Source organism: Sphingomonas panacis (assembly GCF_001717955.1).
GTDB classification, from domain to species: Bacteria; Pseudomonadota; Alphaproteobacteria; order Sphingomonadales; family Sphingomonadaceae; genus Sphingomonas; species Sphingomonas panacis.
Map to the genome: position 1 here is coordinate 56432 of NZ_CP014168.1, position 25150 is coordinate 81581.

The 25150-nt window shown below is 65.0% G+C and carries 18 protein-coding genes and 1 pseudogene; 9 read left to right on the plus strand and 10 right to left on the minus strand.

What is annotated here, in order from left to right:
- Positions 1 to 48: 48 nt before the first annotated feature.
- From J0A91_RS00200 to J0A91_RS00225, 6 genes are all read right to left on the minus strand, one after another.
- Positions 49 to 1029 carry a sugar phosphate isomerase/epimerase family protein gene (locus J0A91_RS00200; RefSeq protein WP_069203222.1) on the minus strand — a complete coding sequence of 327 codons (981 nt, stop codon included), beginning with the start codon at positions 1027 to 1029 and terminating at the stop codon, positions 49 to 51.
- A 10-nt stretch (positions 1030 to 1039) separates the two neighbouring features.
- On the minus strand, positions 1040 to 1954 hold the full coding sequence (locus J0A91_RS00205) for a D-ribose ABC transporter substrate-binding protein (protein WP_206364959.1): 915 nt from the start codon (positions 1952 to 1954) through the stop codon (positions 1040 to 1042).
- 65 nt (positions 1955 to 2019) lie between these two features.
- Positions 2020 to 2811 carry a DeoR/GlpR family DNA-binding transcription regulator gene (locus J0A91_RS00210; protein ID WP_240502141.1) on the minus strand — a complete coding sequence of 264 codons (792 nt, stop codon included), beginning with the start codon at positions 2809 to 2811 and terminating at the stop codon, positions 2020 to 2022.
- Between the two features lie 62 nt (positions 2812 to 2873).
- Entirely contained in the window at positions 2874 to 3938 is a 1065-nt protein-coding gene (locus J0A91_RS00215; RefSeq protein ID WP_069203224.1) for an ABC transporter permease, read from the minus strand.
- A gap of 8 nt (positions 3939 to 3946) precedes the next feature.
- Positions 3947 to 5506, minus strand: a complete 1560-nt coding sequence (locus J0A91_RS00220) for a sugar ABC transporter ATP-binding protein (RefSeq protein ID WP_069203225.1) — start codon at positions 5504 to 5506, stop codon at positions 3947 to 3949.
- A gap of 2 nt (positions 5507 to 5508) precedes the next feature.
- Positions 5509 to 6171 carry a DUF2291 family protein gene (locus tag J0A91_RS00225; protein ID WP_069203226.1) on the minus strand — a complete coding sequence of 221 codons (663 nt, stop codon included), beginning with the start codon at positions 6169 to 6171 and terminating at the stop codon, positions 5509 to 5511.
- Between the two features lie 233 nt (positions 6172 to 6404).
- On the opposite strand from J0A91_RS00225, the gene J0A91_RS00230 reads away from it, so the two are divergent.
- The 4 genes from J0A91_RS00230 to J0A91_RS00245 all read left to right on the plus strand — a co-directional run bounded on the left by J0A91_RS00230 (position 6405) and on the right by J0A91_RS00245 (position 11403).
- A complete protein-coding gene (locus J0A91_RS00230) occupies positions 6405 to 7283 on the plus strand; it encodes a transketolase (RefSeq protein WP_240502142.1) in 879 nt (292 codons plus the stop codon).
- Positions 7280 to 8236: a transketolase family protein gene (locus J0A91_RS00235; RefSeq protein ID WP_069203227.1), complete on the plus strand. Its 957-nt coding sequence runs from the start codon at positions 7280 to 7282 to the stop codon at positions 8234 to 8236. The genes J0A91_RS00230 and J0A91_RS00235 overlap by 4 nt, the downstream gene beginning before the upstream one ends.
- Entirely contained in the window at positions 8233 to 9705 is a 1473-nt protein-coding gene (locus tag J0A91_RS00240; RefSeq protein WP_069203228.1) for an FGGY family carbohydrate kinase, read from the plus strand. Before J0A91_RS00235 ends, J0A91_RS00240 begins: the two co-directional genes overlap by 4 nt.
- Before the next feature lie 102 nt (positions 9706 to 9807).
- Entirely contained in the window at positions 9808 to 11403 is a 1596-nt protein-coding gene (locus J0A91_RS00245; protein WP_169833060.1) for a carboxylesterase/lipase family protein, read from the plus strand.
- Between the two features lie 53 nt (positions 11404 to 11456).
- Here J0A91_RS00245 and J0A91_RS00250 read toward each other — a convergent pair whose 3' ends face one another.
- Positions 11457 to 13031, minus strand: a complete 1575-nt coding sequence (locus tag J0A91_RS00250; RefSeq protein ID WP_083224412.1) for a DUF1593 domain-containing protein — start codon at positions 13029 to 13031, stop codon at positions 11457 to 11459.
- Between the two features lie 308 nt (positions 13032 to 13339).
- On the opposite strand from J0A91_RS00250, the gene J0A91_RS00255 reads away from it, so the two are divergent.
- Positions 13340 to 14647 carry an MFS transporter gene (locus J0A91_RS00255; RefSeq protein WP_069203229.1) on the plus strand — a complete coding sequence of 436 codons (1308 nt, stop codon included), beginning with the start codon at positions 13340 to 13342 and terminating at the stop codon, positions 14645 to 14647.
- A 17-nt stretch (positions 14648 to 14664) separates the two neighbouring features.
- On the opposite strand, the pseudogene J0A91_RS24720 reads toward J0A91_RS00255, so the two are convergent.
- Both J0A91_RS24720 and J0A91_RS00260 read right to left on the minus strand, forming a co-directional pair.
- A pseudogene (locus tag J0A91_RS24720) lies at positions 14665 to 14829 on the minus strand (IS630 family transposase); the annotation flags it as partial.
- 88 nt (positions 14830 to 14917) lie between these two features.
- Positions 14918 to 17782: a TonB-dependent receptor gene (locus tag J0A91_RS00260; protein WP_069203230.1), complete on the minus strand. Its 2865-nt coding sequence runs from the start codon at positions 17780 to 17782 to the stop codon at positions 14918 to 14920.
- Between the two features lie 276 nt (positions 17783 to 18058).
- Here J0A91_RS00260 and J0A91_RS00265 point away from each other — a divergent pair, with 276 nt between their 5' ends.
- The gene (locus J0A91_RS00265; protein WP_069203231.1) at positions 18059 to 19912 is read left to right on the plus strand and encodes an NPCBM/NEW2 domain-containing protein; all 1854 of its coding nucleotides are present in this window, start codon (positions 18059 to 18061) and stop codon (positions 19910 to 19912) included.
- A gap of 154 nt (positions 19913 to 20066) precedes the next feature.
- Entirely contained in the window at positions 20067 to 20864 is a 798-nt protein-coding gene (agaR, locus tag J0A91_RS00270) for a transcriptional repressor AgaR (RefSeq protein ID WP_069203232.1), read from the plus strand.
- Positions 20865 to 20913: 49 nt separating this feature from the next.
- Here the strand turns inward: agaR and J0A91_RS00275 are convergent, their stop codons facing one another.
- On the minus strand, positions 20914 to 22020 hold the full coding sequence (locus J0A91_RS00275; protein ID WP_069203233.1) for an amidohydrolase family protein: 1107 nt from the start codon (positions 22018 to 22020) through the stop codon (positions 20914 to 20916).
- A 126-nt stretch (positions 22021 to 22146) separates the two neighbouring features.
- On the opposite strand from J0A91_RS00275, the gene J0A91_RS00280 reads away from it, so the two are divergent.
- Both J0A91_RS00280 and J0A91_RS00285 read left to right on the plus strand, forming a co-directional pair.
- Positions 22147 to 24228 carry a glycoside hydrolase family 36 protein gene (locus tag J0A91_RS00280; RefSeq protein ID WP_240502144.1) on the plus strand — a complete coding sequence of 694 codons (2082 nt, stop codon included), beginning with the start codon at positions 22147 to 22149 and terminating at the stop codon, positions 24226 to 24228.
- Entirely contained in the window at positions 24225 to 25142 is a 918-nt protein-coding gene (locus tag J0A91_RS00285; RefSeq protein ID WP_069203235.1) for a DMT family transporter, read from the plus strand. Before J0A91_RS00280 ends, J0A91_RS00285 begins: the two co-directional genes overlap by 4 nt.
- The last annotated feature ends 8 nt before the right edge of the window (positions 25143 to 25150 follow it).

Sequence of the window (25150 nt, forward strand, 5' to 3'; positions counted from 1 at the left end):
CCCGTGAAGGCACCAGCCGCCCGGATCGGGCGCGGCTGGCGCCACCGATCAATCGCCGAACAGGGCGCCGCGCGCGAGGTTGAGCGCGGCGACCGCATCCTGGCGCTTCTGCGCCGCCTTCAGCGCGTCGAAATCCAGTCTATCGAGGGCTCGCTCGATCCGCTTGAGGAAGCCGATCGCGCTGTTGGCGGTCTCGACGCTATCCTCGCGAAATGGGAACTGGTCGAGTTGCCACACGCCTTCCCAGCCGTTCTTGCGAAGCGTCCAGAAAAATTCGAATAACTCGATAGGGTGGACCGAGCCGGCGATCATGTCGTCGTCCCAGCCGCGCAGATTGTCGTTCACGTCCATGCCGAACAGACGGCCGTGGTCGATCGCGAGTTGCGCCGCGTCCGCCGGACTCTCGCCGCCATAGAGCGAATGGCCGAAATCGAGCAGGATGCCAACGTTCGGCTGACCCATCTTCTCGATGCCGAGCAGCGTGCGCGCGACCGAATCATAACTCATGTGCACGCGCGGTTCGCGCGGCTTGTATTCGATGACGAATTTGAGGTCAGGATTCTGGCTGGCCAGTTCGGCCACCCCCTCGACCGACAGCTTCCAGATCTCCCGATGATCGACCTGGAAGGGATAATCCCAACCGTCCTGACCCGGCCACAGCTTCACATAGTCCGCGCCGAAGTGACGGACCATCTTCGCCGCCTCGTTGCACATCTCGTTGGCAAGGCGGCGGAGGCCCGGATCCGGATTGGTGAAGGCACCCTTGGCGAACTGCCGCGTGTAGATTTCCGGCGTGATGCCGATCACCGACAAGCCGTTGCGTTTGAGCGCGGCGTCGATCGTGGGCAGCGACACGTCGCCGCCGCCGGGAAACGGGAAGTTGATATCGACGACCGTCAAATCCTCGACCTGCCCGGCCAGATCGATCATCTCGACCAGCGTGCGTGGCGCGCCGTAGCCGTCGGTCGCATAGCGGTCCACATAAGTCGCGAAATGCCAGATGCCGGCGCCGTACCGTTGGGTGCTCATCGTGAAATCCTCATTTGGAAGCGGGGGAGGAAAGGCTCGCGAGCGCGAAATCCTGCAACTGCGCGGCGTTGGTTCGGTCGATCAGGAAACAGTCCATCAACAGCTTCTCGGGCTGCCCGGTCGCGCCGGTCTTGAGATAGCGGTCCGCGAGATCGACGGCATATTCGGCCTGTCGGCGCGCGGGTTGCAGAACGGTCGCGTGCATCTTTCCTGACCGGATCGCGTCTCGCGCGTCGTTGGAGCCGTCGAAGCCGACAACCACGACGTCGCTGCGCCCGGCGCTGTCGAGTGCCGCGAGCGCGCCCAGCGCCATCGTGTCGTTGCCCGCGACCACGCCCTTGATCTCGGGGTGCGCCTGCAACACCGACTGCGTGACGGAGAAGGCCTGAGACTGATCCCAGTTCGCGCTCTGCCGCGCGGCCATCTTCATGCCGGGATATTGATCGAGCACGTCGTGGAAGCCGCGCGAGCGGATCTTGGCGTTGGTATCGGATTCGCGGCCGACCAGTTCGAGATACGCCCCTTTCTCGCCCAACGCATCGACGAACGCCTGCGCGCCGAGGGTCGCGCCCTGATAATTGTTCGAAACCAATTGCACGACCGCCGCGCCGCGCGCGGAAATTTCGCGGTCGATGAGGAATACCGGCACGCCGGCATTCTTGGCGCGCAGCACTGCGGCGACGCTGGAATCGGCCCCGGCGTTGTCGAGGATGATCGCGGCCGCGCCGCGCGCGATGGCGTTGTCGATCAGTTCGCTCTGCTTGTAGGCGTCGTCGCCATGCGAAACCTTGAGCGTGGCATAGCCGAGCTGGCGCGCGCGCGCCTCCGCGCCGATCGCCTCCTGCCCGAAGAAGGGGTTGTCGAGCGACGGCGTGATGACGACGATGAGCTTGGAACCATGCGCGGCGGGAAGCACCCAAAGCACGGCACCCGCGAAAACCGCGACGATAAGCGCTCCCACAATCAGCAGGGGCCGGGAGCGCTTTGATATCATGCGATAATCACCTCGATTCCGGCATCGAGGAACGCACGATGGTCTTCGTCGCGGATGCCGGTGTCCGTAATCAGGACGTGGATATTCTCGATCCCGCCGAGCGACGAGAAACTGGTCTTGCCGATCTTGCTGGAATCGGCGAGCAGGTACACGCGCGAGGCCGTCTCGATCATCGCCCGCTTGACGGTGATGTCGGCCAACGCCGGGAAGGTCAGCCCCGCCTCGAACGAAACCGCCCCGGTCGCGAGGAACAATTTCTGCGCGAACAGGCCCTTGAAATAATCGGCCGAGCGTTCGCCGGATAGCGACAAGGTCGGCGCCTTGAACTGGCCGCCGGGCATGTGGACGGTCGAGGTCGGCAGCGCGCCGAGGATCAGCGCGATGTTGAGCGCGTTGGTGATGACGGTCAGATGCTCGTGCTCGGCGAGGTTCATCGCCAGTTCGGTGGTGGTCGATCCGGAATCGAGGATGATCGTCTCGCCATGCTCCACCAAAGCGGCGGCGGCGCGGCCGATGCGACGCTTGGCGTCCATGTTGACGAGGTGATGCAGCGCCATCGCCTTCACCTGTTGCGGCACCGATTTCAGATACGCACCGCCATGTTCGCGCACGACATGGCCTTCGAGTTCGAGGCGTTCGAGATCCTGCCGGATTGTCACGTCGGAGACCGAGAACGCCTCGGCAAGGTCGCGCACCCGCGCGCTGCCCTCTTCCTGCAACCAGGCGAGCATCTTCATCCGTCGTGGCTCACCGAGCAGCGATCCGCTCGCTCCGTCGCTCCGCCGCACGGCCTTCGCCTTACGCGGAGCGGCCGCCGGGCCGTCTTTTGTGCTGCGTTTTCCCGCCATCGTCATCCTCGATCACCCGAGCCGCCCATTCGGCCCTGAAGCTGATCGAGTATCACGGCCGCGACGATAACCGTACCTTTGATGACCATCTGCCAGAATTCGCTGACTCCCATCATCACCATGCCGTCGCCGAGCGTGCCGATGACGCACGCGCCGATGATCGTACCGCCGATCGTGCCCCGCCCGCCCGCCAACGATGCTCCGCCCAGCACGACGGCAGCGATGGCGCTCAGCTCGAAACTCTGGCCGCTCGCGGGATGCGCGGAGACGAGATCGGAGGCGACAAGCAGGCCGACGAGCGCCGCGCATGTGCCGGAGATGACATAGACTGCCGTCTGGATGCGCGAGACACGCACACCGGACAGGAGCGCCGCACGCGCATTGCCGCCAACCGCGTAGACATACCGCCCGAAAGGCGTGCGCGCCGCGACGAAACCCGCCACCAGCGCCAGCGCGCCGACGATCCACACCGGCAGCGGCACACCGAGCAACCGGCTCGCGCCGAGCACGGCAAAACCCTCGTTTCCGAAATCGGGCGCGCCGACAAGGTTGGGGAAGGTCGCGCCGTCCGACAGCAACAAGGCCGCGCCGCGCGCGACATACATCATGCCAAGCGTCGCGATGAACGGCGCGACGCCGAATCGCGTGACGAGCGTACCATTGACCAGCCCGATCAGCCCGCCGACCGCAACGGCAATGAGCATCACCAGCGGAATCGAGGGATAGATCACCCAGCCCGCCACGGTCAGCCCGTTGAGGATCAGCGCGCCCGCCACCATGCCCGACAGGCCCGCGATCGAACCGACCGAGAGATCAATGCCTCCGGTCAGGATCACATAGGTCATGCCGATGCCGAGCGCGGCGATGATCGCGATGTGCTTGGCCATGATGAGCATGCTGCCCAGCGACAGGAAATTGGGCGCGAGCACGGAGAAGAAAGCGAACACCACGAGCAGCGCGATCAACGCGCGCAGGCGGATCAGCAACGCGCCAAGGGCCGGGCCTTCCGCACTGCGGTCAGCCACCGCCGTGCGATCGGTGGGGATGGGGAAAGCGCTGTCTGCCATGGTCGCCTTCAATGCACGGCCTGCGGCACCATCGCTGGCGTCGGCACGGCTCGATGTTGGGAAATGCCGTTGGCGGCGCTGACGAGGCGGCCCTGATCGGCCTCCGCGACCGGCAGGTCCGCCGTAACGCGGCCGTTCGCCATCACGACGATACGGTCGGCGACGGCCAGCGCTTCTAGGAGATCGGACGTCGTGAAGGCGATCGCGACGCCTTCGGCCGAAAGCGTCCGCATCGTTTCGAACACCTCCGCTCGCGCGCCGATGTCGATGCCGCGGCTCGGCTCGTCGAGCAGCAGGGCGGCGGGGCCACGCATCAGGCAGCGGCCAATGACGACCTTCTGCTGGTTGCCGCCCGATAACGCGCCGATCGGCGTTTCGCCCGACCGCGCCTTGATACCGAGCCGCCCGATCATGCTGTCCACCGCGCCGAGCTCGGCCGCGCCCGATACCAGTCCGTTCGGAGCGAGCCGTTTGAGGACGGACAGGCTGAGATTGCCGCCGACCTTGAGATTGGGAAACAACCCCTCGCGCTGGCGATCCTCCGGGACGAGCAGGAGGCGCTTCTCGATCCGCTTGACCAGCGACATGGCGTCGATCGCCTCGCCGTTGAGCCGGACCGGGCCGGTTCCCGCACGCGCGCCGCAGAGATATTCGAACAATTCGGTGCGCCCCGCCCCCAACAGACCGTAGATCGCGACGATCTCACCGGCGTGCAATTTCAGCGAGACGCCATCGACCAGCGTGCCGCCGCCGGGCCGGCGTACCGTCGCGTCCTCGACCTCCAGCACCACCGCACCTGGAACGGTTGAGCTGGCGGGCCGCGCAGTCGGCATTGCGGCGTCGCCGAGCATCTGCGCGACGATCCACGGCACCGACACATCCGCCGCCGACGCCGACGCGACCACCGCGCCGTCGCGCATCACGGTTATATAATCCCCGATCTGCATCAACTCCTCGAGCCGATGCGAGATGTAGACGATACCGACGCCGGCGCGTTTGAGTTCGCCGATTACCTCGAAGAGAGCCGTCACCTCGCCGCCGCTGAGCGCGGAGGTGGGTTCGTCGAGGATCAGGATACGCGCATCCTCGGCCAGCGCGCGAGCGATCTCGACGATCTGCTGCTGACCAATCCGCAGCGATCCGACCTGCGTGTCCGGGTCGATCGTCGCGCCGAGGCGGGTGAGCACGGCCTGCGCGCGGGCGCGTTCCGCCGCGCGGTCGATCAGGCCGGTACGGCGCAGCGGGTCGCCGAGGAAGATGTTCTCGACCACACTCAGGTTCGGGCAGAGGTTGAGTTCCTGAAAGACGATGCCGATGCCCTGCCGCGCGGCATCCCGTACCGAAGCAAAGGCGACCGGCGTGTCGCCCAGCAGCAAGCGCCCCGCGCCGGGGCGTTCGACACCCGCGAGTATCCGCATCAACGTCGATTTGCCCGCGCCATTCTCGCCGATCAATACGTTGACCGCCCCAGCCCGGACCGCGAAGTCCACCCCGCGCAAGGCCCGGGTTGCTCCATAGGATTTGACCACCCCTTCGGCCCGAAGCGCGATAGCGTGCGGCACCGACATGCTCAGCCCGCCTTGACCGGCGCCAGCGCAACCGGCGTCAAAACGATAGGATCGCTGGCCTCGCGCAGGTTGGCGACGCCGAGGAAGCGGACGCGCTGGCCGACACGTAAAGTCCCGACTGCCGGCTTCACCCCGCGCAGCGCACTGGCGGTCAGCGCGCGACCGAGATCGGCGAAGGCGAGTTGGTCGGCGAAGTCATTGAAAGCCACGAAAGGCAGGGCATCGCGTACCGCCGCACCCGACACGACAGGGCCTATCTGAACCTGCGCGGTGCGGCCGAGCACATCGGCGAGCGCTATTTCCGCCGTGCCGCGCCGCGATCCCGCATCGACGCGCGACACCACGCCCTCTCCGCGCACGACGAAGGTCCATGCGGAGCCCTCCCCGACGCGGCGCCCCAGCTTGGCACCGGCCAGTTCCATGCCACCGTCGACAGCTGTGAGCAGATCTCGCGCCGACACCGCCTTGCGATCGAGTTCCGGCAGCACCTTGCGCGCCCAGATGGCATCGACATAGCGCGGGGCGTCGAAATCGGACCCGCGACGCGCACGGATCGCACGGTCCTCTTCCACGCTAAGCACCTTGCAGCCGCCGAGCAGCGCTACACCCAGAGACAATGCGGGAAAAAGAAACCGCCCAAACCGGCGCGGAGCCACGAAAATCATCAAGACATACCCCTCCGCGCCGTGATCCGAAGCCTGTTAGCCCCGGTCTTTTTACATTTCTCTTCGAAACCTGCCGCGCACGGCACACCTTGTCAAACAGTTTCACCACCGCAAATCGCCGATCTCTTACGAATCCGGTATGCCATACCAAAATTAATGAAGATATTCGAAAGTTCCGCTTGCGCCCTCTCCGCCATGACGGTACGTCCGCAGCCCTGATTAGGAGAGCTTCATTGCCAGAGTCGTTGGCTGCCCCGGCATCTATGGGCGAGACCCCGCCGGAAATGGACCCGCGCATCACGATCGTCCGTGGGCGCGCGAACTGGATGCGCCGCCGGATCATCCAGATGATCTATGAAGCGCGCCAGGGGCATCCCGGCGGAGATCTGTCCGCCACCGACGTGCTGGCGACACTCTATTACGCGGTGATGCGCTACGATGCCGCCAACCCTACCGATCCGAAGCGCGACCGCTTCGTGATGAGCAAGGGGCATTGCACCGGTGCGCTTTACACAGCGCTCGCCGGAGCTGGCTTCTTCCCCGAGGAAGAGTTGTCGACCTATCTTCAGCCCAACTCGCGCCTCAACGGTCATCCCAACCGCATGTATCTGCCCGGCGTCGAGACCAATACCGGTCCGCTCGGTCACGGGCTTCCGGTCGCTCTGGGCATCGCCATAGCCGGGCAAATCGACGGCGCCGACTATCGCACTTTTGTACTGACCGGCGACGGCGAGTTGCAGGAAGGCAGCATGTGGGAAGCGGCGATGCTCGCCGGGCACCGCAAGCTCGACACGCTGACTGTCATTGTCGATCGCAACCGGCTCCAGCAGGGCGCGCGCACCGAGGACACCAACGCGCTTGAGCCGCTCGGCGACAAATGGGCCGCCTTCGGCTGGGAGGTCCACAGCATCGACGGCCACGATTACGCCGCGCTGCTGGAGGTGATCGAAGCTCCCGCCCACGGCAAGCCACGCGTCATCATCGCAAATACCCTCAAGGGGAACGGGATCTCCTTCATGCAGGATCAGGCAAGCTGGCACCACGGCGTTCCCAATGCCGAGCAGTACGCACTCGCGCTTCAGGAACTCACCTTGCCGGAGGACGCCGCGTGAGCGCCGCCGCACCGGCCGCACCCGGCCTGTTCGACTGCCGCGACGCATATGTTCGCACCGTCGAGGCGCTCGCCGCCGATGACGCGCGCATCGTCGCCGTCGTCAATGACAGTGTGGGATCGAGCAAGCTCGGCACGTTCCGTGACAGGTTTCCGGACCGGCTCGTCAACGTCGGTATCGCCGAGCAGAACATGGTCGGCGTCGGTGCCGGCCTCGCCAATGGCGGGAAGATCCCGTTCGTCAGCGGCGCGGCCTGCTTTTTGACCGCGCGTGCGCTGGAGCAGATCAAGGTCGACGTGGCCTACAGCAATGCCAACGTGAAGCTGTGCGGCATCTCGAGCGGCGTCGCATACGGCGAACTCGGCGCGACTCACCATTCGATCGAAGATCTGGCCTGGCTGCGACCACTGCGCAACCTGACTGTCATCGTCCCTTCGGACCCTGCCGAGACTGCGGCGGCGATCCGTGCGGCAGCGGCCTTTGAGGGCCCGGTCTTCATCCGAATCAGCCGCATGCCCGTTCCGGAACTCGATCACCCGGCGACGTTTGAGATCGGCAAGGCGGAAGTGCTGCGCGACGGCAACGACGTGACCCTCATCGCGACCGGCACCCTCGTCCACCGCGCGCTCGCCGCTGCCGACGCACTGGCCGCCGAAGGTATTTCCGCACGCGTCGTCAACATGGCGACGATCACCCCGCTGGACGAGACGACCATCCTCGCCGCCGCGCGCGAAACCGGCGCGATCGTTACCGCTGAGGAGCATGTCGTGCGCGGCGGCCTTGGCGGCGCGGTTGCGGAAACGGTTGCGACGCGGCATCCCGTGCCGATGCGTATCATCGGCTTCGACGGATTCCAGCCCACCGGCTCGGCCGAATGGATGATGGAGCGCGCCGGCCTCACCGCCGAAGGCATCGCCGCCGCCGCGCGCGAACTGGTCGGCCTGAAGGCGTGACGCAAAGCGGCACGATCCTGGCGATCGATCAGGGGACGTCGAACACCAAGGCGCTGCTGATCGCGCCCGACGGAACCGTCATCGCCCGCGCGTCTCGGGCGATGACGCTGCAACACCCGCAACCCGGCTGGGCCGAACAATCCGCCGAGGCGATCTGGGCGAGCGTGCAGGCGGTCATCGCCGATCTGGTCGCACAAGCTCCCGACGACACGCCGGCCGCGTTGGCGATCAGCAACCAGCGCGAAACGATCGTGCTGTGGGATGCCGCGACAAGCAAGCCGCTCGCCCCCGCGATAAGCTGGCAATGCCGGCGCTCCTCGACGCGCTGCCATGCCTTGCGGGAGGCCGGGTACGAAGCACTGCTGCTGGCGCGAACCGGCCTCGGTATCGATCCACTTTTCCCCGCCGCCAAGCTGGCGTGGCTGCTCGATGCCGTACCGGACGCGCGCACGCGCGCGCAAGCGGGCGAACTGCGCGCGGGTACGATCGATGCGTGGCTGCTCTGGAACCTCACCGGCGGCGCGGTCCATGCGACCGACCACGGCAACGCCTCGCGCACGCAATTGCTCGATCTGGAACGCGGCGCGTGGGACGCCGAGCTCGCCGCCTTGTTCGGCCTGCCGCTGTCGTTGCTCCCCGAGGTGCGCGCGTCGGACAGCCATTTCGGAACCGTTGTTGCGGGCGCGACCACGCTTTCCGCTGGCATCCCCGTACATGCGATGATGGGAGACTCCCACGCGGCCCTGTTCGGCCACGGCATCACCGCGCCGGGCGAGGCGAAGGTGACGATCGGCACGGGTTCGTCGATCATGACGCTCAGCGCGGCGCCGGTGCGGTCCGCCAACGGCCTGTCGGGCACGATCGCCTGGAGCCGGGCGGATGGCATCCGTTACGCCATCGAAGGCAACATCACCGTCTCGGGGCAAGCGGCGGCGTTCGCGACGCGGCTGCTGTCGGCCGCCGACGAAACCGCACTCTCGGCGCTTGCGCAGACAGTCGAGGACAGCGGCGGAGTGGTGTTCGTGCCCGCGCTCGCCGGGCTGGGCGCGCCGCATTGGCAGGATCGTGCACGCGGCCTCGTCACCGGCATGACGCTGGGGACCACCCCGGCGCATGTCGCGCGCGCCACCTTCGAGGCGATCGCGATGCAGATCGTCGACGTGTGCCGCGCGATGGAGGTCGATATCGGGGCGCCCCTGCCCGGCGTCTGCGTAGATGGCGGCGCGACCCGTGACACCTTCCTGATGCAGTTGCTCGCCGACTTGCTCGATCGACCCGTAACGCGCCGCGCCAACGCCGAACTGAGCGCACTCGGCGCGGCGCGACTGGCGGCGGCGGCGATCGGCCTCGACCTCCCCGACGCGGCGGCGGACAGCACGGTTTTCCACCCGCTGATGAGGCCGGATCAGCGGAAAACAATTCACCGGACATGGCAAGCCGCCATCCGCCGGTCGTTGGTCGACGTCTGACGCCGTGTCACGAACGCCAACGTCCACGGCCTGCGCGCATATTCGTAACTCCAAACGTTCGACAAAAACCCGTCACATCGGGACAATGGGGAGAGCATGGCCATGAACAGGCATTTGACGATCACGCGGCGCGGCCTGATAGGATCGGTCGCGGCACTCGGCGCACTGGCGACCTCGCGCGCTTTCGCCAGGGATTTCGGCGCGGCGACCGCGATCGTGGAAACGGCGAGCGGCCCGTTACGCGGCCGTTTCGAGGCGGGCGATGTCCAGGCGTTCAAGGGCCTGCGCTACGCCGCGCCACCGGTCGGTCCGCTCCGCTTCCGCCCGCCCCAGCCGCTCGCCAAATGGACCGGAATCATCGACGCGGCGCAATTCGGCAACGCGGCCATCCAGTCGCCCCGCCAGCCCGATGCGCCTTTCGACGAGCGTCAGAGCGAGGACTGCCTGTTCCTCAACGTCTGGACGCCGGACCTGGCAGGCAAGAAGCCGGTTATGGTCTGGCTGCACGGCGGCGCATTCTCGTCGGGCGCGGCTGGACGGCCGACCTATTGGGGACAGCAATTCGCGCGCGACGGCGTGGTTCTGGTCTCGGTCAACCATCGGTTGAACGTGTTCGGCTTCATGCAATTGCCCGACGCTTGGGGACCGGATTACGCCTCCTCCGGGATCGCCGGCATGCTCGACATCGTGCAGGCGCTGCAATGGGTCAAAGCCAATATCGCCAGGTTCGGCGGCGATCCCGACAACGTGACGATCTTCGGCGAAAGCGGTGGCGGCGCGAAGGTGTCGTTGCTGCTCGGCATGCCGCCCGCGCGCGGCCTGTACCACAAGGCGATCATCCAGAGCGGGGCCGCACTGGATGCCACGCCGCGCGCCTACGCGCAGTCGCTGGGCAATGCGCTGACCGAGGTTCTGGGCGTCAAGCCGGGCGACGTGTCCGCGCTCGCGGCCGTTGACACGCAGAAGATCTTCGACAGCCAGCAGAGGGCTATCGACGCGGTGGCGAAGCTCGATCGCGGCGGCTTCCTGTCGGGCGGGTTCACCCCCAGCATCGACGGCAACGCCTTACCGCGCGGCCCCTTCACACCCGAGGCGCAGCCATGGATTGCGGACATCCCGCTCATCGTCGGCACCAACAAGGACGAAGGCACGATGTTCGCGCTCGGCAATGCCGCGCTGGCGGGCGCGACCGACGCGACCTTCGACGCGGAGGTGCGCAAGGCCTATCCCAAGCAGGCGGACAAGGTCGCGGCGGCCTTCCGCGCCGCCTATCCGGGGTATACGCCTGCCGACCTCATCACCGCGATGAACGGCAACCGGATGTTCTGGGTCGATTCCATCAAACTCGCCGAACGCAAGACCCGTCAGCCCGCACCGGTTTGGATGTACCGTATGGACCACGAACTGCCGACGATGGGCGGGCGCCTGAAGGCGGGCCACGCGACCGAATTGTCCTATGTCTTCGGCACCTACGACAACATTCCGAACTTTGTGGGCACGGGGCCGGAGCCCGCGCGCATGTCGGCGCAGATGCATCCGGCGTGGGTCGCCTTCGCCAAGGCCGGTAAGCCGGAGGCGCCGACCCTGCCCGCCTGGCCGCAATACGACCTCGCCAGGCGCCAGACGATGATCTTCAACCTGGAAAGCCACGTCGAGAGCGATCCCCATGGCGATCTGCGCAAGCTGATCGTGGCCTGAACCCGTCCTTTCAGCCGCCGCCCAATTTTCGCGGATCGGGCGGCGGCTTCACGTCAAGCGGCGACGGTGACGACGACCTTCGCGTAATGCGTCAGCGCGGGCGCGCCGCTGTCGGTAGCCTCGGCGATGATCTGGAAGGTGTCGCCGGGTTTGGCATCGGCGGGGACGGTCACGACCGCCGTGTCGCCGTGGCTTTCGACCGACATATCGCCGATATAGCTGCCGGCCTTCTGCCAGTTCCACCATCTGACGGTCACGGTGTCGCCGTCCGGGTCCGAAGTCTTCGCCGCCAAAGTCAGCTTCGCACCCGGTCTGGCGGTGATCGCGCCACTGCCGACGAGCGCGATCCCGGGATTGTGGTTCGCTCCCGCATAGGTCGGCGTCACCGCCCATTCGAAGCGCGCCGCCCAATCATTCTGGACGGCGGCGAGAAAGGGATGCGTCGCCATTCGTGTTCTTGCGCCGCCGCCACCAAACGACAGTTCGAAGCCGCCCATGCCCGCTGGCACCGGTCCCTGGCGCGCATAACCGCCCCACCCGCCGAACGTCGCCCCACGATAACCACCCAGCCCGTTGTCGATCAAATTGAGGAAGGTGCCGGTATCGCCTTCGCCGAGAAACTCGCCCTTGCCCAACGGCTTGGTCCAGACGACATAGCCTTGCTTGCGGAGATCGTCGGCGGACGTGTCGGCGATGCCGAAGAAGTCGAACCTGTCGCCCTTCACCATCTGCTTGCCATCGCCCCAGACCCGCTCAAACGCCCCGAGCGGGCCGCGGCTGGAGACGTTCTCGTGCATCCAGGCGGCGGTGTAATAGGCGCGGTCCGCCTCGCTCACGATGTTCTGCGCATTGTAGCCGAGCAACACCCCGCCCGCCTGCTGGCGATAGCGGATGTCGGGCCAGTTGGGCGCGATGTATTTGGCATAGGTATCGTCCTGATCGCCCGAGGGATGGATCACCGCCTTGCGCACGACCTTGGCGCGGATCTTCACCCACTGCGGCGTGCCCTTGTACTGCTCCTCGATCGACTTGAGCGCCCGCGCGATCGTGCTCTGGCCGCCCCAGGCGTGGAGGTAGACGGGCGATTCCTCGGTATCGAGCAGCAGCGACTTGATGAGGTTTGAGCCAGCCGTGTCATGCTCCATCTCACCGTCGAACTGGACGTTCCCCCAGCGAATCTTGGCCTTGAGTGCGGCAGGCGTGGGATACGCGGAATTGTGGACGCGCAGATTGGGATAGGCTTTCGCATAGCGCTCCACCGCATCGTCGATGAAGCGCTCCTTGGGATTCCAGCGCCAAGACGTGCACGGACAGGGATTGGGGCCGAAGCGCGTATATTCCCGGCCCGGCACTGAGAGCTTCGTGCCCTTGCCATCGCCGCTCCAGTGGAACTGGCTGCTGGTGTAGATGAGGCCCTCGGTGCGGTAATCGGTGCTGTAGAGCAGGTAGCGGACCAGCGAGTTCGAATCGTCGAGTTCGGGGTCGGCGGTGATGACAACGCGCGGCTTCTGCCCGACAGGCGTCTCGAGATATTTCGGCGGGGCCGACGTCGTCTTCGCCACGACCGCTGGCGCGACGCCGGCGAGCAGGGCAGCCGCGACGGCGGTGATACGGATATGGCCTGCCATTCAACACCTCTCTTCGATTTGTTTCGATTTATTATGATCAAAAGCTGCGGCGAGGATGCCGGCTTGTCAAGGTTCGACCGCAATCGCGACAAAAGAGATCGCAAAGCGGTGGATGGCGCGAACGGCATTTCAAAGTTATACGAAGATTATCGGCGTTCTTGCTCGATTTCACGAGGTCGCGCGTTTCGGCATGGGCGACACCGCGCGATTGTGCGACACCCGCAATAGCGATATAGATATGTGTCATAACATAATTTGGAGAGGCGCTCGTGCCCACCGATCCCCGCGACCTGATCAATCACTCGCCAATGTCGCGCTTTCAATGGGGAATCGTCGGGGTCATGGTCGGCCTCAACGCGCTCGACGGGTTCGATGTGCTGTCGATCAGCTTCGCGTCGCCCGGCATCGCGCGCGCGTGGGGGATCGATCGCGGTGCGCTCGGCATCGTGCTGTCGATGGAATTGATCGGGATGGCGCTGGGCTCGATCCTGCTCGGCGGCGTGGCCGATCGGCTGGGGCGGAGGCGAACGATTCTCGGCTGTCTGCCGGTGATGGCGGTCGGAATGCTCGGCGCATCGAGTGCGCACACTGTGTTGGCTCTCTGTCTATGGCGCGTGCTGACCGGCATCGGCATCGGCGGGATGCTTGCCGTCACCAACGCCGCCGTATCGGAAGCCGCCAACGCAACTCAGCGCAGCCTGTGCGTGGTGCTAATGGCGGCAGGCTATCCGCTCGGCGCGGTGATCGGCGGATCGATCTCGGCGCTGTTGCTGCAACATGCTGACTGGCCGATCGTGTTCCAGTTCGGTGCGATCGTGACCCTGTGCTTCGTGCCGCTGGTGTGGTGGTGCGCGCCCGAATCGATCGCGTTCGGGATGCAACGCCGCACGCCCAGTACACTCGCCGGCATCAACGCGACGCTCGCGCGGATGGGGCATCCGCCCGTCGATACGCTGCCGCCTCTTGCAGATTTCCCGCGCAAGGCGCCGCTCGCAACTCTGTTCTCGCCAGATCTGGCGCGACGGACGATCCTGATGACGATCGCCTATTTCGCGCAGTTGATGAGCTTCTATTTCATTCTGAAATGGACGCCCAAGATCGTCGTGGACATGGGCTTCGCGCCCGCGTCTGCGGCGGGCGTGCTGGTGTGGACCAACATCGGCGGGACGATCGGTGCCGTACTGTTCGGCCTGTTGACGATCCGCCTGCCGCTCCGGCCGATGACGATCGCCGCAATGGCGATGTCGGTGGTGCTGATCGTCGCGTTTGGCCACGGCCAGGCCGGACTCGGCACGATGGCGGCCATGGCCGCTGCGACCGGCTTCTTCACCAACGCCGGCATCGTCGGCCTCTACGCGCTGATCGCGCGCGATTTCCCGACCTCGGTGCGTGCCGCCGCGACCGGTTTCGCCATCGGTGTCGGGCGTGGTGGCTCCGCTCTCGCTCCCGCGCTGGCCGGTTTCATGTTCGGGAGCGGCGTCGGTTTGCAGGCCGTGGCGATCGTGATGGCATCGGGATCACTGATCGCGCTTCTGGCACTCGCGGCTTTGCCCATCAACGCGTCGCTGCCGACAAGCCGCAAAGCCGGAATCCGCGATACGCGCATGAACGGCTGAGCTAGAGCATTTTTCGATCAAAAAGCATCATATCCGCAGTGAGCGAAGTAATTTTTGCACTCTGCCGGGGTGAATTCGTCGATAGATTAACCGATAATGCGCCAGAGGTCATCAACCGTTCTGGCAGCGGCTTTGCGTAGCAAGGTCTTGAGTTTCGAGAAGGCGTTCTCGATCGGATTGAAGGCGATTGTACCGACCGCACAAAGCCCGGTTGCTTTACAGTCCGCCTGCGCGACCATCGATCACAGGCGGACTGTAGAAGCGAAGCAATCAGAGGCGTGCACGCACCCCGAAGAAGAACGCGCGCCCGGTATATTCGTAAAAAGCCGGCACGTTGCTGTAACCCGAATAGCGCTGCGTTGCCGAATCGAGCAGGTTTGAACCCTGAACATAGACAGTCAATTGCGGCAGGATATCATACGAGATGCTGCTGGCGAGTTCGTGATACGGCTTCTGCTTGATCGCGAGCGTATTGATGTAGCTGTATTGCGACGAGGTGAAGCTCGACTGATACTGGTACGACACCGATGCGTTGATGCCGTGCTTTTCGTAGAAGATCTTGGCGTTTGCCGAGAACGGCACGGCATCGGCAAGATCGGTCGTCACCTTGCCTTCGGTAATGGCACGCGAATGGTTGTAGGTCGCGTTCGCCTGGAAACCGAGGCCGTTATCCAAGAAATACTGGGCACCTGCCTCGATACCGTACACCTTGGCACTGTCGCCGTTGACATAGGTCGACTCGCTGAACGCGAAACTCGCCGGTGCATCCGGAACTTGGTTGGTCGGCACCAGCGTGACCGCAACAGTCTTCGTGGTCACGAAATTGGTGATGTGTTTGTAGAAGCCCGCCAGCGTCAGCGCGATACGGCGGTTCGGGTAATATTCGAGCGAGATGTCCGCCTGATCGGCCGATGTCGGCTTGAGGTTTGGATTGCCTGCGTCGTTGATGACCGGCGTATTGGACTGTGCCGCGGAATAGTCCTTGGCGGACGAAAGCTCCCCGAATGTCGGACGCGACAGCGCCTGCGAAGCCGCCAGGCGGACCCGCAAGCCCCGCGCGAGATCGTAGGAGAAGTTCGCCGAGGGCAGCAGCCGCTGGTAGCTGCCGCCGCCATTGACCGGCGCGATCGGGTTGAACACCACGTTGGCGGTACCCACGCCGATCACTTTATAGCTTCGAACCGTCGCAACGTAGCCCAGCGAATCAACCGTCGTGTTGATGTAGCGCAGGCCGAAATCGCCCTTCCACCTGTCGCCGCCAACGTTGATCTGCGCATAGGCGTTCCAGGTCCGCTCCTTGATCGCATAGGAGGCGAGCTGATCCGGCACGACCTGCTGCGTGCCGTAGCCGGTGGGATAGACTTGCCCGGTGTTGGGGTTGATGACGTTCGGGTTATTCTCCGCCTTCTGTAGCGACGACAGATAGGTATTGATGTCGAACGCCGGGATCGAGCGCGGGAAGTTGCCCGACAGATTGGGCAGGATGTTGGTAAATTCGGGCGCCTGCACGACGTTGGCGCCGATCGCCGAGAACGCGAACGGATAGCCGCCGAAATTGTTGGCGGTGGTGTACTGGTTGTCGATCACGTCGACGGTTTTCTTGCGATCGCTGAACACGCCGCCGAATGCGATGGAGCGGAGCAGGCCGTTATCCGCCTCATACAGCAGGTCGAGCTTGGCGCTGGTGCTGCGGTCGGCGATGTTCTGGCCCTGGATGCCGATATAATGCACGCGCAGATCCTGGTTGCCAGCCTGATCGAGCGTGCGGTTGGTCACCGTGCCATCGGCATTGGGGATGGTCAGGATCAGATCGGGCAAGCCGCCGTCGCGCGTCGCAACCTGCGCGCGCGAGCCCGGAATACCCGCCACCACGAAGCGGTTCTGGCCGCCGGTATTGTCAGACGCCTTGCCGTAGGAGACGTCCGCAGCGACCTTCAGGTTGCTGAGCGGCTTCCAGTCGATATGGCCGCCCACCTGGTATGTCACAGAATTGCGCGGCTCGTCGGTCGACAGCACGTCGATCGTCGCGTCGTTGACGGTATAGTTGGTGAGAACCTTGTTCTTGTCGATCTGGACGTTGTTGAGATCGTAGCGAACGTTGCCGTCATTATCGAAGGGCGTCAGGCCGACCGAAACGCGGTGGTTGTGCTCGGTATCGGTATAGTTGCTGTAGATGCCGTCGATGCGAAGCTCGAAACTGTCAGAGGGTTTCCACTGATAGGCGGTCGATCCGCCCCAACGCTGGCGTTCGCCCTGCACATATCCGACGCTGTAGAAATATGGCTCGATCACGCCGCCGCCGTCCGGCACATTGACGACGCTACGCTGCCCGCCCGGGCCGGTGACGATATCGTAGATGTCGTTGCTGGAATATTCGCCGAGATTGTCGGTGCGGAACTTGTACTTGTTGTACGTGCCCGAGATCAGGAAGCCCATCGTGTCGTTGGCGAAGGTGGTGCTGACGACGCCCGACGCCTTGATGCCGCCCTTCTCGGCGAACTGGTTGTACTGGCCTTCGAGCGAACCGGCGGCATGAAAGCCGCGGTGATCGAATGGTCGCGCAGTGCGCAGATCGATATTGCCGCCGATGCTGCCTTCGAGCTGCGATGCCTGCGCCGCCTTCTGGATCTCGGCGCCCGAGATCACTTCTGACGGCAAAACGTCGAAAGCGAACGATCGGTCCGGGCCGTCGGTCGGCAGAACGCGACCGTTGAGCGTGGTCAGAGCGAAATTCTCGCCAAGTCCGCGCACGGTGACGCTGCGGCCCTCGCCACGACCATCGCGGCCGACCGTCACGCCGGGAATGTTCGAAAGCGCTTCCGCCACGTTGCGGTTGGGAAACTTGCCGAGTTCTTCGGCCGAGATCGCATCGACGATGGTGGAGGCGTCGCGCTTGGTGTCGATCGAGCGCAGCAAGCTGCCGCGCACGCCGCGCACGACGATGTCGCCGCCGGCATCACCGGTCGTCGCGGTCGCGTCGCCGCTCTGACCGGGGCCGGACTGGATGGTGGAGCCGGGGTTCGGCTGCTCGGTCGGCGAAACGGCCGTCTGGGCGATTGCCTGTGATCCCGCGATCAGTGCGGTCGCGCTGATGCCCGTGCGTGCGACGTTGCGCCATGTCCTAGCGTCGATCATCTTCCGTCCTCCCTTTGACGATGAAGCCGCCAGCGACGATACGCTTGACGAGCGATTTGTTGCGCTTTGCTACCTCGCGCGAAACAAAGTTGTCAAACGCTTTAAAACGAAACTAAGGGATAGCGCATGGACGTGGCAAATACACCACTCGTGGGATCGACGGGCAGGACCGCAGGTTCGGCGGACCTGATATTATCGACGCCCAGAATTCAGCACCGCGTCGCCCCGAGGCGATGTGCCTAACATATGGTCTCGCGACGTTTCGGAGAAAGTTGCATGAAAACAACGAGAAAGTCGTCGGCACTGGTGTGGACGAGGGCGGCTTCGTTCGCCGTGCTTGCTGCCACCCTCGCCCAGCCGACGCATGCGCAAGTCGCGTCGCTTACGCCGTCCGGCGCATTCTCGGTCTATCAGACCAGCGCCGCCCAGACGCCGCCGATGGGCTGGAACCCGTGGAACGCATTTCACACCGATGTCGACGAAGCCAAGATTCGCGCCGTCGCCCGCACGATCGTCGACAGCGGGCTGGCGCGCAAAGGCTATCGCTTCATCAACATCGATGATGGCTGGGCTTTGCGGCGCCTCGCCGACGGGCGACTCCGCATTCGCGACAGTATGTTCCCATCAGCGAAAATCCCCGCAAGCGATACGGGGTCGTTCAAGCCGTTCACCGACTATATCCATAGCCTCGGCCTCAAGGCTGGCCTGTACACGGATATCGGCCGGAACACGTGCGCACAGGTTTGGGATGCCAACAGCCCCAATTTGCCGGTCGGCACGGTCGCCGAACGGCAAGTGGGCAGCTTCGGCCATGCCGCACAGGACATGCGGACGATGTTCGCGGATTGGCGGTTCGACTACGTCAAGATCGATGCGTGCGGAGTCGCGGATTACACGCGCGACGTCGCACCGGTGAAAGCCGGCGATTATCAGGCGTTTGCGCCGCTGATCGTGCGGGGCAATATCCCCGAGTCCGATCCGGCTTCGGTGGAGAAGCTCTATGCAACGCTGGGCGATGCGGTGCGCCGCTGGGGCGGCGAGGCGGCGGTGCTGTCGATTTGCGCCTGGGGTGAGGCGCTGTCGCCGCTCTGGGGCCATGTGCGCGGCAATCTGTGGCGGACCAGCCCCGACATCGAATTTACCTGGAAGAGCATGCTCGGCAACATCGACAGCATGGTCGACGGTGCACTCTACGCCGGGCCGGGGCATTGGAATGACCCCGACATGCTCGCGATCGGTCACGGCGATTTCGATGCGACTCATCTCGTCGAGGCGCGGTCACATTTCACGATGTGGGCGATCATGGCCTCCCCGCTGCTGCTCGGCTATGATGTGCGCAAGCCCGCGCCGGCGTTGCTCGACATCGTGGGCAACCCCGAGGTGATCGCGATCGATCAGGATGCGGCCGGCAACCAGGGTGTGCCGTATCGCGACGGCGACGCGATGGTCGTCGTTCGCACGCTGACCAGCCCCGGTGCGCGCGCGGTGGCGATGTTCAACCGCGGCACGGAGCCCGTCACGGCTCAAGTCCGTTGGGAGCAGCTCGGCTTCGCGCCAGGCAGCCGCGCGACCGTGCGCGATGTCTGGGCGCGGCGGAACCGCGCGACGGCCGCGGGCACGATCACGGCGGAACTGCCGGCACACGGCGCCGTATTGCTGCGCGTGGAGGGGACTCCCGCAGACCCGGATACCGTCCCGCTCGACGAGATGCCCGCCCGCGTCAACATCGCCGTCGATGGACTTTCGCCCGCCACCGCATTGCCGATGGGCCAGTTTCCGGCACGGATCAATACGGCGCCCGACGGGACGCCGCTGAGCGTGAACGGCAAGCACTTCGCCAAGGGGATCGGTCTGTTCGCCAATTCGCGAGTCGAGCTTCGCGCGAGCGGGCAGTTTCATCGTTTCGTCGCCACGCCGCTGGTGCTGAGCGGCGCGCAACCGGTTCGGTTCCGGGTCTATGCCGATCGCAAGCTTGTCGCAGAAACGTCGGTCACACCGTCGCTTGAACCGCATGCGATCGACGCCGACGTGACGGGCGCCAAGGTAGTCGAACTGGTCGCCGAGGGGCCGAATGATCCGCGTGTGCGACCTGCGATGATCGCGTGGGGCGCCGCCGGGTTTAAGCGGTGACACCACTTTGAGCAGCGAGAGGGACGCGCTTTCCGCCGATGCAACGACATTGTTGCTTGCCGCGAACGGCGAGCGCGACATAACGAAACGCATGTGATGACAGGCGGTGAGAATGCCGATCATGAACGACGCAGTTGAGCAAGGAACGACAAGAATGATCCGGGACACCAGCGAGCGACGGTTGTGGATCAGCACGCAGGTCCGCGAGCGCGGCAGCGTCCAGGTGGCGCCGCTTGCCGAGCGGTTCGGCGTCTCGATGCAAACGATCCGCAAGGATCTGCGCTTCCTCGAACAGCGCGGTGTGATGGAGCGCTCCTATGGCGGCGCGATCAGCGCGGACGCAGTCAACGCCAGCATGGAGAACGCCGTCAACGTCACCGCGGAACCCGCTGTCGAAGTCAAACGGTCGAGCCATGCCGATGAGAAGATGCGCATCGGCAAACGCGCCGCCGCGATGGTGTCGCCTGGTGAATCGATCGTGCTCGATTCGGGTACGACAACGCTCCAGATCGCGCGCTTCCTGCCCGATGACGAGGACATCACCGTCCTGACCAACGATCTCGACATCCTTTCGGTGCTGGCCACGAAGGAGCGTCTCAACATCGTCATGCTCGGTGGCATGCTGCGCCGGAAGAACCGCGCGTTCTACGGTGCGCAAACCGTCGCGGCGCTGGAGGATCTGCGCGTCGACAAGCTATTTCTCGGCGTCGACGGGTTCGATATCGAATGCGGCATCACCACGCATTACGAGCCCGAGGCGATCCTCAACCGCAAGATGGTCGAAGCGGCGCGCGACGTGATCGCGGTGACCGACGTGTCCAAGTTCGGGCGAGTCTGCCTGCACCGGATCGTCTCGGTGGAGAACATCCATCACCTCGTCACCGAGGCCAAGGTGCCCGACGACATCCGCGCGGCATCCGCTCGGCTGGGGTTCCGTATCCACGAGGCCTGATCGTCGTACCGAGCGGGCGCGCGGCCCCCTCCGTACGACGACCCGTGCGTTACCCCTTCAGGTGGAAGAAGCGGCGCGCGTTGGAATAGTAGATCTTGTCGATGACGCTGCGTGGCAGCGCGAGGCCGGGCGCGTCCGCTTTGATGGCGGCGATCGGCTGCGACAACGACGTGGCCAGATAGCGCCAGTCGGAACGCCAGTTATCGTCGGCTTCCTTGGCGAAATTGCCGGTGGCGGGCGGGTTCTGCGCGCGCGCCTTGGGATCGGGCGGGCTATCGGTCAGGTCGGTGCCGTACATCAGCCGGTCCTGGTATTTGAGGAAGAAGGCGCGGACCTTGGCGTGGTTGGCGTTCGACTGGACCTGAACCTGGCTCATCCGCGCCGCCAGATCGACGACGGCATTGGGATAGCGATCGAGGAAGCTCGCGAGTTCGTCCACGCTCCATTCGAGGCTCGCCATATGCGCGCCGTCGAAGGCGAGCTTGGGATGCCGCGCCACGAAGCGGTCGCGCGCGGCCATGAGTTGCTCGTACCGCGGCTCCTCGGGGTGCTTGTACATGTAATATTCGGGGTGTTCGCTGAAATAGGTGCGGTCGTTGTCCGTTGTCATCTGATCGAGCGGGAGCCAGCAATTCTTCGGCTCGCCCTGATGCGCGATCAGCGGCACGCCGCGCGCCTGGATATGCGCCATGATGGGATCGAAGCGCGGATCGTCGAGGAACACGCGCTTGCCCGCCGTGTCCTTCGCGATCATGCCGATGTTCTTCCACACCTTCACCGCGACCGCGCCGTGCGCGAAGCCGGCATCGACCGCGCGGGTCGCCTGCGCGGTCCAGTCCTTGCCGCCGAAACCGTCCATCGAGAAGGTCGTCGCGAAGTGGAAGCGCTTGGGGTCGGCGGCGTGCATCTTGTATGCGATCGTCGCCTGGGTCGCGAGCGGCGGGAAATCGGGATAATCGACGTTGATCGAGAGCAGTTCGAAGCCGTCCTTGCGCGCGACGCGCAGGAAATCGCGCGCGTCGCGGTTGGCGTGGACGTGCGCGTCGAGCTTGGGGACGCGGGCGAAGTCGGCTTCGCTGTAGACCGGCGCGGCCGGGGCGGCGGCGGTCAGCGCCACGGTGGAAGCCAAAGTGAGGAAGGTTGCCCATCGGCGCATCGGAATTCTCCAAACGAAACGTAACGAAATCGATCTTATGTTGCGTTTTGGTTTGCGCAAGCCTTGGTGATCGGGCACATCGACATTCAAGGCCGCTAAGCGGCTTGCTCCGTGGGAGGCTTGTTCGTGTCGCAGTTCCGCATATCCCGTCGTAGCGCGCTTACTGGCGCGGCGGCGATGTTCCTCTCCTCGCCGGGGTTCGCGCGGGTCGCGATCAAGGACGCGCCGATCACCAAGGTGAGCGACGGCGTTCTCACCATCGAATTCGATTCCGGGCTGCACTCGCGCATCTCGCGCGGCGGCACCGTGCTGACCGCGATGGAGCCGGGGGAGGCGATCCGGCTCGGCGACCAGCGCGTTGTCGACCGTTTCCTGCTGCTCGACCAGACCCGCGAGGCGGTATCGGGCGCGCATGGCCCGGGCCATGTCCATCATCTGCGCGGCGGCGCCGATTGGCTTGAGAAGCGCATCTCCGTCACCTTTCTCGATCGCTATCCCGGTCTTGCCTTGCTCGACATCACCTATCGCAACACCGGCGCCGCGCCGCTCGAAATCCTCGGCTGGCAGGCGGCGACTCACGACCTGCTCGCGCACCCGGAGGGCGCGTGGAGCTTCTCGGGGGCATCCTATCCCGATCGTCGCGACTGGGTGCAAAAGGTCGCGCCGGGCTTCGGTCAGCGCAATTTCATGGGGATGAACGCGTCGGATTACGGCGGCGGCACCCCGGTCGCGGTGGTGTGGCGGCGCGACGCCGGCATAGCCGTCGGCCATATCGATACGGTGCCGCGCCTCGTGTCGCTCCCGGTCGGTGGCCAGCCGACGGGCACGCGCATCGCCATCGCCAGCGACACCGCCACATTGCTTGCGCCCGGCGCGACACTGGCGCTGCCGCCGGTGTTCCTGATGGTGCAGCAGGGCGACCATTTCCGCCCGCTCGACGCCTATCGCCGGCTGATGGCCGAGCGCGGCATCGCCGCGCCGGCGATCCCCGAGCCGAGCTACGCGCCGGTGTGGTGCGCGTGGGGCTATGGCCGTGACTTCACCACCACCGAAGTCCTCACCGCGATGGGCAAGGCCAAGGCGATCGGACTCGAATGGGCGGTGCTCGACGATGGCTGGCAGACCTCGGAGGGCGACTGGAAGCTCAACCCGGCCAAATTCCCCCGCGGGGACGCCGACATGAAGGCGTTCGCCGGCGCGATCAAAGCCGGCGGCATGCGGCCACGACTGTGGCTCGCCCCGCTCGCGGCGGACCCCGGCACCGATCTGCTGCGCGACCATCCCGACATGCTTCTGCTCGACCAGAATGGCGCCGCGCAGAACGTCAGTTTCTGGGACGCCTTCACGCTCTGCCCGGCCTATCCGCCGGTGGTGGAGTATTTCCGCGGCCAGATCCGCCGCATCCTCGGCTGGGGCTTCGAGGGACTCAAGCTCGACGGCCAGCACCTCAACGGCGTCGCGCCCTGCTACAACCCGGCGCATAACCATGCCCGGCCCGAGGAATCCTACGAAAAGCTCCAGGATTTCTGGAAGGCGCTCTACGACGAGGCGATCTCGATCAACCCGCAAGCGGTGATGGAAATCTGCCCCTGCGGCGATTCCTTCGCGTTCCACAACATCCCCGGCATGAACCACACGCCGGCCTCGGACCCGACCTCGTCGTGGCAGATCCGGCTCAAGGGCAAGAGCTTCAAGGCGATGATGGGGCCGTCGGCGCCGTTCGCCGGCGACCATGTCGAGCTGAGCGACCGGCATAACGACTTCGCGACGCATTACGGGATCGGCGCGATCCTCTCGACCAAATTCACCTGGCCGAACGATCCGGTCAACACCACCGATCCATTGCCGCCGGGCGGCATCGCGCTCAACCCTGAAAAGGAAGCGTTGTGGCGCAAGTGGATCGCTTTGTACCACGCCAACATGCTGCCCAAGGGCGAGTATCTCGGCGCGCTGTACGACATCGGCTTCGACAAGCCCGAGGGGCACGCGATCCGCGCGGGTGGACAGATGCATTACGCTTTCTACGCCGATCGCTGGTCCGGCCCGGTCGCGTTGCGCGGACTGCCGCCGGGCCGCCATCGCCTCACCGATGGCTTCACCGGCCAGCCGCTCGGCACCGTGAGCGGCCCCGAAGCGACCATCCCCGCCCGCTTCGAGCATTTCCTGCTCGTCCAGGCCACGCCAATCGATGGAAAGACCGCCGCATGAGCACAAGCGCCTCCCCAAGCGGCCGCGCCTGGCTGCTCAACGCCCTCGCCACCGTCGTGCTGTGGGGTATCTGGGGCGCGTTCTCCGGGCTGTCGCCGCAGCACGGTTTCCCTGAGACGCTGGTCTATTGCGTGTGGGCGCTGACGATGATCCCGCCCGCACTGATCGTGCTCGGGCTGGCGAAGTGGAAGCTCGACGTCAATCCGCGCGCGATCGCTTATGGTCTCGCGGTCGGCGTGCTCGGCGCGGGCGGGCAGATGGTGCTGTTCTACGCGGTCACGCGCGGGCCGGCCTATCTGATCTTCCCGGTGATTTCGCTGTCGCCGGTCGTCACCATCGCCTTGTCGTTCCTGTTCATGGGCGAGCGCACCGGACGGCTCGGCGCGGTCGGCATCGCGCTCGCGCTGCTCGCGCTGCCGACCTTCGATTTCGCGCCGGGTGGTGATGCGCATGGCGGCGGCTGGCTGGTGCTGGCGGTGATCGTGATGCTGTGCTGGGGGCTTCAGGCCTATTTCATGAAATCGGCCAATCACATCATGTCGGGCGAGAGCATCTTCTTCTACATGACGGTGACGGGGCTGGCCTTGGTGCCCGTCGCGCTGGCGCTGACCGACTTCAGCCGTCCGATCAATTATGGTCTCGATGGCCCTGCCCTCGCCGCCCTGATCCAGATGCTCAACGCGGTCGGCGCGCTGACTTTGGTGTTCGCGTTCCGATACGGCAAGGCGATCATCGTCGCGCCGCTGACCAACGCCGGCGCACCGCTCGCCACCGCGATCATCTCGCTCATCGCGCTGAGCGTGGTGCCGGGGCCGATCAAGCTGGTCGGTATCGGCCTCGCGCTGGCGGCATCGTTGATGCTCGCGATCGAGCCGGACGCGAAGGACGAGACGACCTTGGCCGCAGATGCCTAAACGATCCC

Bases quoted from the DNA above. Each gene is read 5' to 3' on its own strand.
- J0A91_RS00200 (WP_069203222.1), bottom strand. From the start codon at position 1,029: ATGAGCACCCAACGGTACGGCGCCGGCATCTGGCATTTCGCGACTTAT.
- J0A91_RS00215 (WP_069203224.1), bottom strand. From the start codon at position 3,938: ATGGCAGACAGCGCTTTCCCCATCCCCACCGATCGCACGGCGGTGGCT.
- J0A91_RS00220 (WP_069203225.1), bottom strand. From the start codon at position 5,506: ATGTCGGTGCCGCACGCTATCGCGCTTCGGGCCGAAGGGGTGGTCAAA.
- J0A91_RS00225 (WP_069203226.1), bottom strand. From the start codon at position 6,171: ATGATTTTCGTGGCTCCGCGCCGGTTTGGGCGGTTTCTTTTTCCCGCA.
- J0A91_RS00245 (WP_169833060.1), top strand. From the start codon at position 9,808: ATGAACAGGCATTTGACGATCACGCGGCGCGGCCTGATAGGATCGGTC.
- J0A91_RS00250 (WP_083224412.1), bottom strand. From the start codon at position 13,031: ATGGCAGGCCATATCCGTATCACCGCCGTCGCGGCTGCCCTGCTCGCC.
- J0A91_RS00255 (WP_069203229.1), top strand. From the start codon at position 13,340: ATGTCGCGCTTTCAATGGGGAATCGTCGGGGTCATGGTCGGCCTCAAC.
- J0A91_RS00260 (WP_069203230.1), bottom strand. From the start codon at position 17,782: ATGATCGACGCTAGGACATGGCGCAACGTCGCACGCACGGGCATCAGC.
- J0A91_RS00265 (WP_069203231.1), top strand. From the start codon at position 18,059: ATGAAAACAACGAGAAAGTCGTCGGCACTGGTGTGGACGAGGGCGGCT.
- agaR (WP_069203232.1), top strand. From the start codon at position 20,067: ATGATCCGGGACACCAGCGAGCGACGGTTGTGGATCAGCACGCAGGTC.
- J0A91_RS00275 (WP_069203233.1), bottom strand. From the start codon at position 22,020: ATGCGCCGATGGGCAACCTTCCTCACTTTGGCTTCCACCGTGGCGCTG.
- J0A91_RS00285 (WP_069203235.1), top strand. From the start codon at position 24,225: ATGAGCACAAGCGCCTCCCCAAGCGGCCGCGCCTGGCTGCTCAACGCC.